The organism is Methanobrevibacter sp., assembly GCF_045539575.1.
Taxonomy (GTDB): Archaea; Methanobacteriota; Methanobacteria; order Methanobacteriales; family Methanobacteriaceae; genus Methanocatella.
Map to the genome: position 1 here is coordinate 1 of NZ_JAZQFM010000029.1, position 11,934 is coordinate 11,934.

Genomic DNA, 11,934 nt, shown 5'->3' on the forward strand with positions numbered 1-11,934 from the left:
TATCCCAGTCCTAAGGGTAGGTTATCCACGTGTTACTGAGCCGTACGCCACGAGCCTAAACTCGTTCGACTTGCATGGCTTAATCGAATCCCAATAGCAGTAGCATCTGCCAGGATCAAACAGAATTGAACACATAACAGACATAATAATAAGTATTATGAAGTACGCTAAAAATATAGACGAGTATACACAATAAATTTGAAACAAATTAATTTGTAACTAATTCACCACATCTACAAAACCAACATCATACTTGAAAAAACTCAAGTACTCACTAAAGTATAGCTACATGTGGAAAAGCAGTCATCATAGTCATGATTGTAAATACAATAAGACTTAGACCAACGCCATAAAAACATATAGCACATCTAATAGACAGACAAATTTTAGTAACAAATTCAATTAAAAAATATTGCAATAAATAATATTATAAATTAAATCTTCATTAAAATATTCTATATCTTAAATAAAATATTAAAAATCAATATTTAATGAAAATATAAAATTTGATAAAATTTAAAAATAAAAATTTTAAAAATGCCAAAATATCAAAATAAAAAATGTAAATTATCTAAATTATTAAATAAAGAAAAATTAGTAATTTTTAGGAGTATAATCCTATAGGAAAAAATAACTAGTATATAAATGTAACTATATTATTCTTGCTTTTTTCTAATAACGGAAATTATTCTTGTCAAACTTCTATGCATTTTAATTCCATATTGCTCAACAATTTCAAAGCCAACTTCATCGGCGATCGGCTTTAAATCAACATAATGAGGACTTGCCATACAAAGGTAGGCATCATCCTTCATGTTTCCGTACATGGAAATGAAAAATTCCTTAAATATATCGTTTCCTTCAATATCTCCGGTTGAAGTTGATATTCCATATGGCGGATCTGTAACTACACTTGCAACCTTTTCATACATCTTGAGTTCACGAACATCAATGTTGAATGTTCTATAATCTGTTATTCCGAAGTAGTCCAGGTTGATGGCTGTACCGTTTTTCATTTTCCAGTAAATATCAGAACCCACCAGCTTACATCCGATCAGTCCCGCTTCAATCAATATTCCTCCGGTACCGCAGAACGGGTCAAGCAATAGCTGACCAGCAGTCACCCTTGAGAGGTTTACCATACAGCGGGCCAACTTGGGACTCATGGATCCAGGATAAAAAAATGGTCTTTTGTGAGGTTTACTTTCCACAAAATGTTTCTTGTTTAGCTTGAATCTTTCTATAGCAATATAAAGAGTATTTTCAAATGCCACAACACGTATCAGAGAGTTAGGCTCCTTCAGTTTCACCTTGATGCCGTCGCAGTTATCCAATATCAATGATCCTATCTTTCTTTCTGCAGCAACAGTGTCGACTTCTGAGTTGAATCTTTTAACCCTTACTGCAAAATTTTCATTTATATATTTAGGCCAGTCAATCAGTGAAATGTCATGTTCTATGCTGTCCACTGATGATTTTTCTATAAGTTCATGAACCTCATGAGTATATCCAAGTCTCCTTGTCAATGTCTCATAATAGTCATCAATGTCATCTTCAGAAATATCGCTTAATATAACCAGCCCTTCACAGATTACATTAATACTAGCCTGAATATTTTCACATTCCATTACGGCTTTGAGTTCCGCTAAAGGCAATTCCGGATGTTCCTGAGATTGTATGCATAATAGTTCCATTATAATTCACCTAAATATTAAAAAAAAATTATTTTTTAAACTTATCAAAATGCCTTCTGATAACAGTTTCACTGGAATCCTCTTTTTCAGCTACGTGACTTGGTTCATCTTGATAATTGTTTTCATGACTTTCATTATATTGAATTCTAGGCTCGTCATTTTGATAATAATCTTCATGACTATTGGAATAATTATCTCTTGAATCATTATAATGAGAATCATTTGAAAAACTGTTTGGGCCACCTTCATATCTTATACTTTCTGAAGAATTGTTCACCGCCCTGTCCATAGTGTATTCCAGTTCGTCCTCATAAGGTTCATATTCATACCTTTTTACATTATCATCCCTATAGCCAAAGTCTTCGGGATAGTATTCATATTCCCTTCTCGGACGTGAACTTCTCTCATGAGCGATTGGTGTGATAGGTTCAAATTCATCATAATAATCGTCATTGTAACTGTTTTCGGAATAGCTTCTGCCCGTATCCCTTTCGGAATAGCTGCGAGTGTCCTGGAAGCCCCTTCCCATATCCCTTTCAGTATAGTTGCGGGAATTGTCCTGGAAGCCCCTTCCCATATCCCTTTCGATATAGCTTTGAGGAGTATCCTGGAAGCTTCTGTGATTCATCATGTTTGAAAATATGATATCTTCAACCTTTGACGGATCGGAAACATTTTCAATGCTCATCAGGTTGTTGTCATAAGCGCTGAAAACTGAAACAGTACCCACATTAAACATTCTGGCGAATATGCTCTGGGAAGTGTTGATATCCTGAATTGTAGTGTAGGGCATGTAATTTTTCTTGGTTGACAGCAATCCGGATTTAATGATGATTCTTGAATCTGTCAATGTATACTCCAATGAATACCACTTGAGAAGTTGCCAAATGATATAAAGTATTATAATAAGAATGACTACAAAAAATGCTATTGCCGCAAATCTGGTTAAAGGAAGTTTAATCTGAGAAATCAGATAAACCTGCAATCTACCTATGAACTGAATTACCATAGGGGATACCATAAAAACAACAGCCAATAAAACAACACCAAAAATAGCTTTTTTACAACCTAAAAACATATTAGGCTTTGTTTTATAAAGAACCCTTTCATTAGTCCTTTCATCATTTTTATTAAATAACATAATTATACTATTAGAATTTACTTTTAAATATAGTTTTACAAAAAAAGATTGATAAAATAAGCCTCAGCTCGCCCATCATTCATCACGTATCAGAGCTCATAGGGTTCATCATTGGCTTATTTTTAAAAAATTTATCCAAACATTACTCCAGCTTCGGACTTGTATAAATCCTCTTCGCTGGTTTTGCTCATGACTTTTTCAATTGCATCCATAAAGTCATCCACAGTAATCTTGTCACGTTCTTCACGAATCGCAAACATACCTGCTTCAGTACATACAGCTTTTAGGTCTGCACCTGAAAGGCCATCGGTTAAACTTGCAAGCAAGTCAACATCTGCTTCTTCATCGAAGGACATGTTTTTGGTGTGGATTTTGAGAATTTCCCTTCTTCCTTCATCATTTGGAAGAGGAACTTCAATAAATCTGTCAAAACGACCAGGACGTAACAATGCAGGATCCAAGATATCCGGCCTGTTGGTTGCACCGATGATACCTATGTCACCCCTTGATTCAAATCCGTCAAGTTCTGCGAGAAGTTGCATAAGGGTTCTTTGAACTTCCCTGTCACCGCTGGTGGAACTTTTAAGTCTTTTTGCAGCTACAGCATCAAGCTCATCTATGAAAATGATAGCAGGTGCCTTTTCCTTTGCAAGCTCGAACACTTCACGTACAAGTCTTGCACCTTCACCTATGTATTTTTTAACGAATTCTGATGCTACAATTTTGATAAATGTTGCATTGGTTTCATTAGCCACAGCTTTTGCAAGCAAGGTCTTACCTGTTCCAGGAGGTCCGTATAAGAGGATACCTTTAGGAGGTTCAATACCAACTTTTTCGAACAGTTCAGGGTGAGTTAAAGGCAATTCCACAGTTTCTTTAACTTCTACAATTTGCTCTTCTAAACCACCGATTTTATCGTAAGTGATATCCGGTTTTGTCTCAATTTCCATTCCTGAAACGTTAGCGTCCTTTTCAGACGGCAAGATTTCAACTATACCGAATGTTTGTTGGTTGAGTGCAACTCTGGAACCAGGCACCAATAATTTTTCATCTAAGAATTTTGAGTAATTAACAAGGAAACTAGGTCCTGTGCTACTTTTGACGGTCATTCTATGATCATCTAAAACTTCAGTAATTGTAGCTAACACTAAAGGAGGGGACCTGAATCTATCCACTTCTGAACGTAGGGATTTGGTTTCTCTTTCTAATCTAATCTTTTCATTTTCTATTAGGACTTTATCCTTTTCTAATTTCCTAACTTTCCACATTAAGTTACTTTTAGCTTTGGATTTTTCTTCTCTTAAAGAATCTATTTCCTCTTTCAAAGATTCAACCTTTTCAATCAATTGCTCTTTTGAAGAATTTTCCAAATCATCGAAATCATTCATGTGAATCATCTCCAGTTAGTTCTTATAAAATTCATATACATTTTACTTTAATAACAATTTGTAATTTTAAAGTATTTAAATGTATTCATTTTAAATCATACTAACAAATATTAATAAGGAATATTATATATTATAATTAGAAAAACATAGGAAACTGATTAATATGGAATGCGAAATATGTGGCAAACCAGTGCCAGAACATAATCCAATAAGAGCAAAAATTGAAGGATCAGTTATGGTTGTTTGTAAAGAATGTTCCAAACTCGGAACAATACAGAAAGCACCACCTAAACCAAGATACGTGCAGCAAAAAAACAAACAACAAAAAAATGCCCCAAGAAGGAATTATTCTAGAAGAGATGAACCTTCAGAAGAGTTAATAGAAGATTTTGATATTCAGGTCAGAAAAGCAAGAGAATCTAAAGACTGGTCTAGAGAACAGTTAGGTAAAAAAATCAACGAAAGGGTTTCAGTCATAACCAGAATTGAAACCGGAAAAATGACACCTGACGTGAAACTTACAAAAAAACTAGAAAAAGCGTTGAACATCACATTGCTTGAAAAAGTAAACAACGTTGACTTGAATCAATTCATAAACAGTTCCTCAGGTGAACGTACCCTTGGAAACATAATGAAAATTAAAAGGAAATAGCTATTTTTTCAGATAGCTATTCAATTTCTCATTTTTTATAGGCTTATTGCCGCCTTGAATCTTATAATCTATCATTCCCTCATTTTTAGCTTTGTGAGAGTGATAGCCTGGAAACAATTTAGCATCATCCAGCATACTTTCAAGTTTGCCGTAGCCGTCATATTCATCACTGACAACAACAACGTGTGCAGGAGGATGAATTTTTTTAATCTGCATAATACTTAATGTAGGATCTTCCTTTACAAAAAAAGCAGTTGCAACATTTGATTTTGTTCTGAGAGTGGAATTTAAAATACTTTCAACCAGGGAATCTGCAAATTTTGCATCGATAACTCTTGGTTTGGTTTCCAAATTTAAATTCCCATGCCTTTCCATATCTGCAATTGCACTGAGTAATTTTGAATTGTTTTCTCCTCTAACTAAAATTAAAGCCATAATAATCACTATTTAAAAAAAATAAAAAAAAGAAGGTGAATCACCTTTCTTGGAAAGATTTCAACAATCTGCTTCTGAACACGACAAGCAAAATCAGAATGATACCTACAGCCGTTTGAATACTACCCAGAATGTTTAAAATATTTCCATCAACCGGTAAATCCCATGAAGGAGAAGACCTGTCACCCGGAAGTGCATTATAATAAACACCAACCGCTTTTGAACCTTGTTTAACGTTTATATCCTTAGGTTCAACATGGTCCACACCCATTAAAAGACCATTGTTAATAGCCCTGTTGATTGAACCTGCTATTGCGGATGCATCATAACCATATTTGGAAACGGATGCCTCAACAATTTCTTTGGTTGTTGCTGCTAAACCCTGTTTGTCACTTCCATAAACCGATACACTGACTGCATCGGGACTGACGGTCAGCGCACTGCCCAAAGCTTCGTAAGCATAAACAACTCTTAAATCCCCATCACATACAGGACATTTATCATATCTTTCAGATGCAGGGTATCCTACACTCCAACCGCAGTCATCACAGACTTTGGAGTATTGCTCATCCATCGGATAACCTGATTCATTCATATCTTTAGGCGTAAACATGTCTCCTGTGGAAATTCCAGATACTAAATTGACTCCACCACCACCGTATTTTTCACCGGAATCATTAGCTACTTCACCCATAGCCTCTGATAGAATGGTGGTTGCTGGATAACCATCACGAATCATTTTTCCAATATTCATTGCTGTTTCTTTTCTAACAGTATCCGCAGTACCGTACAATGGGTTTCCGTCAGTATTCCTCAAGTGAATAATAGCTCCTTTCTGACCAGGCTGCAATGTAGCGATACCACTGTTGTACGGAGTAACCTTGATTGTGTTTGTGGCATCCTCAACAGTAATAACATATGCATCATAAGACCCGCCAATAGCAGCTCCCATGTTCGGACCACCGACAAGAAGACGAGCTCCTTTGTATCTTGAAGCGATAGAAGCAGCAGAAGCAGCGGAAACATTATTTTCCAGACTTGCAACAGCGTCTACAATAGAATCCAACCTTGTATCTGAACTACCGGTACCCCCGGAAAGTACAGCGAACTGATTGTTTTTAGACATTAAAAATGTTGACTGGAACATGTTGTCCGCAAAGGACATACTCCCTGCAGCAGCACCATTCGGATCCTGACCTGTAGGGTCGGTGATGACAATGATGTTACAGGTAGCCGCAACGGTACCTATGGATAAGAAAAATACAAATAATAAAATAATTGACAATTTTAATTTATCCATTCAATCACCCGCTCATCTTTGCAGTATCGTTTTCCAATTCAACAGAAGAAAAGTCTTCTATAACAGTTACTGTTACAACACCCGTATTTTTATCAACCTGCACATCAGCAGCTGTAATTGGAGTCACTGATGTACCCGGAACCGTCGATTCCGTCGCAAATTCCTGGGCCGTCTGCAGCGCATCTTGGAGAGATACCTCTCTTTTGGAAGTTTTCAAAACATCCCCGTAGATTACACTACCGTCCCTAAAACCAGCTTGCATCACATTTGCTCTTATGGTATCAACTGGAACTATGTCATTTCCTTTTACAATAATTCCGGAGATTGGAATACCGTCATTAATCTCACTGGATGATGCAAAAGCTACATAAGTAATTAAACGACCACAAAGAATTAAAATAAACGCAAGTAATAAAATAATTAATGTGTCTCTTCTAATCTTTATAAACATGTTTATATCCTCTTACATATTATTCCATGACAGAATAATTTATACATTTATTATATTAAGTAAATATGATATTTAAATTATGTCTTTCAAAAGTGACTCGGCAGGATCCATCCCTTGAGCACCGATCAATAATATGATATCATCACTATCAGCTTTTTGATATGTTTCAGTTAAACATTCCTTTAAAGTTTCATAGTGGATAAAATCAATATCATTCTCTTTTAAGGTATTGAAAAAGACATCACGCTCTTCAGCAGTGACTATATTCAACTCATTAACTACGTCATTGCTTGAAGATAAAATCAGCTCAACGTTATCATCCATAGATTCGCAAAGCGCATCAACATTCAACTGATTTATTTCAACACCTCTTGAACCTCTTATGGCGCACACTACAAACATCTTTTGATTATCCTTCAGCAATTTTTTTGTCTCGGAAATTGTTGCTCTTATCCCGTCAGGATTGTGAGCAAAATCATCATATATTAAAGGAGAATCATTCAATTTTGCAAAGCGTCTGTTTAATGCCTTATAAGATTTAACTCCTTTTCTGATAGTTTCAATATCAAGACCCAATGAGATAGCTGTCCCAACAGCTGACAGGATATTTTGTATGAAATGATACCCGGTAAAAGGCAGTTCTTCAGCAGTCAAAATGGATTTTCCGTCGTGAACAATTTCGCTGCCGTTATAGCAGACTGCATTCAGATTGCCAATTTCAGACATTGAAACGTAAAACGGATTTTGAGCATCGAGTTTCATTACCAGCTCATCGTCATGATTAAGTACGCATACTCCGTCGCCAATGGCTTTCGGAACTGTAGAAATCTCATCAAAAACGTCTTCAATTGAATTTACAAGACCGATATGGTCCATTGCTATGTTTGTTATGACAGCGACTTTAGGATTTGCGGCTGCAGTCATCAATGCAGCATGGTTTTCCATTAAATTTCCAAGCCATCCCTGTACTTCAGATACCTCTATTACAAGATAGTCCAGCTCACCGTTTTCCAATACCTCATCGGATATTAATTTGGAAACCATCGGATCTATTAGAGTATTGAATTCTGATTCGCTGTCGGTATTTGTAAGCACATGATAACCGGCAGTTTTTAGAATATGATAAATTAAATGTGAGGTTGTGGATTTGCCGTTTGTTCCTGTAATGACGATATTTGTTGAATTTGGTGAAAACTTGTCAATAGTGTGTGAAAGTGCGTATGCATTGGCCAATTCAATCTTATCAGTGACAATCAATGGGAAGTTAAGCCTTTCAGCTGTCTCAATGGCACCGTCTTTAGGAGTTTGAGTAATTAAACAGGCAATGTTCTTGTTGAATGCCATTTCTATTCCTGTAGCATTAATCCAATGCCTTATTACAATATCTCCTGTATGTGCGTCATTTAAAAATGTGAACTTTCCTGTAAAACCGTCAATAGAAAAGAAATCAACGTTTCCGTATAACTTTCCACCTACTGATTTAGCCAAATCTTGTATTTCCATTTTTATCCCTCAACTAAAATATGTACATTTTTGCTAAAATTCCTATTATACATAATAATGCTGTGGAACCCCAGTAAGTTAATACTATTTTTACTTCTGACATTCCGTAATGATTTAAAGTGTGATGCAGTGGCTCTACTGGTAATTTTATGATATGTGCTCTGTGAAGTAAACTTACAACTACTGAAAGGATTGGAACTCCTAAGGCTAAAACACCGAAGTAAGGAATGTCTGCTAAAATAACCGCTGCAGCGTATCCTGTACCCAGTACAAATGATCCGGTATCCCCCATGAATATTGCAGCCGGATGCTTGTTAAATACTAAGAATCCTAGACAAATTCCCGCAAGGATTAAAAATACCGGAATGACATTCGGAAGTGCAAATAAATATCCGTATACACAACATGCGATAGATGCAATTCCTACAATACCTGCTGCAAGACCATCCATACCGTCGATTAGATTAACACAGTTAATACATCCTAAAATAGCTATAATTACTACAGGAATAGCCAAAAGTCCTAATTGGAATCCGCCTAAAGTTGCACCAACGCCAGTTAAAGCAAAGAACAAACCTAAAACGATTTGACAAATAATTTTTTCCAGTTCCTCAGGTTCTGTTTTGATAGGAACTTCACCGATTACTTCCACTTTTCCTGCTTTAAGCAAGTCATCCACTTCTGCTTTTGCTTTTGGAGTTGCAACACGTACTTCCTCGCCAGGTTCAACGTCCAATCTTCCTAAGGTAATTACTTCATTTGATGTATTTACAACAATCTTTTGGATTTCCTTAACTTTAAGACCTATTAAATCATCCACCATACCTACAATTCCTCCGGCAAGCATTATGAATGACAATAATAAAATAGGAGTGTTATGATAATATAGTGCAATTATCAAACAGATAGTAAATAAGAATGCAATACCCCCCATTGTTGGAGTACCGCTCTTATGTCTATGTTCACTTACTATAGGATTATCTGCAATCCTTGCTTGTAGCAATATTCTTTTAATGTACCATGTAAAGAATATTGTAGCACATAATGTTATTAAAAAAAGAATTAACAAATCTGTATTAGTCATTATACCACACAATAAATCTTTTAAACTATTAAAATATCTATTGGTAATACTATATAATTATAACTTATAACACAGATTTACATTAATTTTTCAACTAATTTTTCAAGTTCATCTTTGGAATTTGCCCGGGCAGTGACTCTTTGATAACCTTCAGGACCATGAACCACAAAGTCATTATCTTCAAAAGACTTGACCGGCTCTTTAGGAGATGGACCTTCATAATTGCCGATTGGAATTTCAGTGGAATAAAAATATTCCAATTTATCTGAAATATTTGACAGTGAAAATTCTCCGATTGCCATGTTGACAAGTTCACATAATGAGTTTACGCCGCAGGTAGCGGTAGTCAGATATCTTGTACCGTTCGGCCTTGTATTCACTTCAATGGCATATAGCTGATTGTCTTTTTTGGAATACATGAAATCCATTTCGAATATTCCATCAGAACCAAGGTTTTTGGCAACCTTATAGGCAGTGTGCTGAACCAAATTATTGTCAAGCCCTTCAACCATACAAGGACCTGTCTTGACCTTATTTAATGGATGTGTACCTTCCAATGTTGTTTCCCCCTTATAGATTGGAGGCAATGCAACATATTCACCATTGAAACCCAGTACCTCGATGGATATTTCGGATCCTTCAATGAATCTTTCACATAAAGCCTGGTCAAAGGTATCGAAGTACTCATTAACATCTTCGATAGTCTTTGCCACTTTAATGTCCTTGCCCCCTTGACCTTCACCTTGTTTTAAAACAACAGGCAAGTCTAAAGTAAGCTCTTCAGGACTGTTTAAAATCTGATAATCAGGAGTGACTACACCGATTTCCTGATAAAACTCTTTGGTTTTAATCTTATTGGAAGTCAACTCAACTGCATTCACATTAGCCGCAACTACAGGAATGCCGTATTCCGCTTCAACTTCCTCTTTCATTTGTGCAACATCTATCAGTGGCGGATCAATACCGATTAAAGGCACAATTGCATCAACTTTTTGCATTAATGCTACCTGTTTTGGACCATCCATTCCTCTAGGCACAATAAATACCTGGTCAGGCAAATCTAAATTAATAGCATTTTCATTTGATTCGGTAAGCACGCTTTCAATACCTTTTTTTCGCACATACCAATCAATATCATCGTATAATCTTGAACCAATAAATAAAATTTTCATAATATTAACTCTTTTAAAATATTTACAAATTCATCTGCAGCTTCCGCAACTTTTGGAGTAGGCTTGTCTGCATAATCCATAGATTCAGGTTCGATTCCAACAAATATTATCCTGAATTCAGTGTCCCTTTCAAGATATCTTACAAAAAAGGACAATGACATGGAGTGTGTTGAAATGCCTATGTTTGCAAAATCATACTTGTTCACTATTTTCATAGTTCCCGGCTCCTCATCCATCAGGCATGCGTCCACAATGATTAAATGAGTAGGGTTTTCCTTTCTGATTTTGCCAGTGAAATTTTCTGGAACTGTCTGAGCATCGATGAACAATAATTTTTTCTTATCTTCGATATTTTCCTCTTTTAATTTTTTAATTATATATGGTCCTACACCATCATCGCACTTAAGCTCGTTTCCGACACCCAATATAATTAATTTCTCACAGTCATCTAAAAAATTGCCTAATTGAGACTTAAAAGACACATTATCACCTTTAAATTATCTTTGTTTCAATACTTTCAATCCCATTTCCCATTATATACTTTAATTTTACAGTTATATATTCATTACTTTTTATGGATTTTGCATCAAAAGGTATCAACAACGGCGGATTCAACATTGGAGTCGGACCGCATATGATATTATCAGTGAGCTTGGTAAAAGTGGTGATTTTCAATCCGTTTACAATTCCATCTTTATTTGCTTTAAATGAGAGTTCTGCTTCAAAATTTGGATTAATGTCCTCTGAAAAATCAAATTCTGAGTAGACCATCATGTCCGAGAAAACTTCATATTTTGCATTTTCATCCCAATGGATATACTCCCTTTCCATATTGACCAATTCGGCTGAATTGATTACGCTTTGAGGAATGATTCTGCCTGTTGACTTTAGGAATTTTTTAGCATGATTCAAAACCGGAACCTGTTCCTCGTCAATCAGGGCGGTATCCATCATTTCACAAACAATCAAATCTGCTTTTTTATCGAATTCATGCTCCAAAACATTAGTGTTGATAACCTCAATGTTATCGAAACTGGCTAAATTTTCCTTTGCACATCTTGAAGCGCTTGAATCTATTTCAATGGAAATGATTTCTTTAAATTTGGAACTTAAA

General features: G+C 35.7%; 12 protein-coding genes and 1 rRNA gene. 1 reads left to right on the top strand and 12 read right to left on the bottom strand.

All coding sequences use genetic code 11. From position 1 onward, the window contains the following. The 4 genes from ACKI30_RS04050 to ACKI30_RS04065 all read right to left on the bottom strand — a co-directional run. Nucleotides 1-126: ribosomal RNA gene (locus ACKI30_RS04050) — 16S ribosomal RNA — on the bottom strand; the annotation flags it as partial. A 530-nt stretch (nt 127-656) separates the two neighbouring features. After that, nucleotides 657-1,694, bottom strand: a complete 1,038-nt coding sequence (locus ACKI30_RS04055) for a TIGR01177 family methyltransferase (RefSeq protein WP_407410097.1) — start codon at nt 1,692-1,694, stop codon at nt 657-659. A 28-nt stretch (nt 1,695-1,722) separates the two neighbouring features. Further along, nucleotides 1,723-2,835, bottom strand: a complete 1,113-nt coding sequence (locus tag ACKI30_RS04060) for a PH domain-containing protein (RefSeq protein ID WP_407410099.1) — start codon at nt 2,833-2,835, stop codon at nt 1,723-1,725. Nucleotides 2,836-2,966: 131 nt separating this feature from the next. Continuing rightward, nucleotides 2,967-4,223: a proteasome-activating nucleotidase gene (locus ACKI30_RS04065; protein ID WP_407410101.1), complete on the bottom strand. Its 1,257-nt coding sequence runs from the start codon at nt 4,221-4,223 to the stop codon at nt 2,967-2,969. Nucleotides 4,224-4,386: 163 nt separating this feature from the next. Here ACKI30_RS04065 and ACKI30_RS04070 point away from each other — a divergent pair, with 163 nt between their 5' ends. Then, nucleotides 4,387-4,875 carry a multiprotein bridging factor aMBF1 gene (locus ACKI30_RS04070; protein ID WP_407410103.1) on the top strand — a complete coding sequence of 163 codons (489 nt, stop codon included), beginning with the start codon at nt 4,387-4,389 and terminating at the stop codon, nt 4,873-4,875. Here ACKI30_RS04070 and ACKI30_RS04075 read toward each other — a convergent pair whose 3' ends face one another. The 8 genes from ACKI30_RS04075 to ACKI30_RS04110 form a co-directional block, all read right to left on the bottom strand. Then, complete coding sequence (locus tag ACKI30_RS04075; protein WP_407410105.1) at nt 4,876-5,310, bottom strand: DUF356 domain-containing protein; 435 nt, start codon at nt 5,308-5,310, stop codon at nt 4,876-4,878. A 40-nt stretch (nt 5,311-5,350) separates the two neighbouring features. Further along, nucleotides 5,351-6,610, bottom strand: a complete 1,260-nt coding sequence (locus tag ACKI30_RS04080; protein ID WP_407410107.1) for a hypothetical protein — start codon at nt 6,608-6,610, stop codon at nt 5,351-5,353. A gap of 4 nt (nt 6,611-6,614) precedes the next feature. Continuing rightward, the gene (locus ACKI30_RS04085; protein ID WP_407410109.1) at nt 6,615-7,061 is read right to left on the bottom strand and encodes a hypothetical protein; all 447 of its coding nucleotides are present in this window, start codon (nt 7,059-7,061) and stop codon (nt 6,615-6,617) included. Nucleotides 7,062-7,133: 72 nt separating this feature from the next. Continuing rightward, nucleotides 7,134-8,564 (bottom strand): Mur ligase family protein, encoded by a 1,431-nt coding sequence (locus tag ACKI30_RS04090; protein ID WP_407410111.1) that lies wholly within the window; start codon nt 8,562-8,564, stop codon nt 7,134-7,136. A gap of 13 nt (nt 8,565-8,577) precedes the next feature. Continuing rightward, a complete protein-coding gene (locus tag ACKI30_RS04095; protein WP_407410113.1) occupies nt 8,578-9,660 on the bottom strand; it encodes a glycosyltransferase family 4 protein in 1,083 nt (360 codons plus the stop codon). Nucleotides 9,661-9,725: 65 nt separating this feature from the next. Then, complete coding sequence (locus ACKI30_RS04100) at nt 9,726-10,820, bottom strand: acetyl-CoA carboxylase biotin carboxylase subunit family protein (RefSeq protein ID WP_407410115.1); 1,095 nt, start codon at nt 10,818-10,820, stop codon at nt 9,726-9,728. Continuing rightward, complete coding sequence (gene hycI / locus ACKI30_RS04105; RefSeq protein WP_407410119.1) at nt 10,817-11,245, bottom strand: hydrogenase maturation peptidase HycI; 429 nt, start codon at nt 11,243-11,245, stop codon at nt 10,817-10,819. Before hycI ends, ACKI30_RS04100 begins: the two co-directional genes overlap by 4 nt. 67 nt (nt 11,246-11,312) lie before the next feature. Next, nucleotides 11,313-11,934: SAM-dependent methyltransferase (locus tag ACKI30_RS04110; RefSeq protein WP_407410117.1), on the bottom strand; the 622-nt coding region annotated here is incomplete at its 5' end.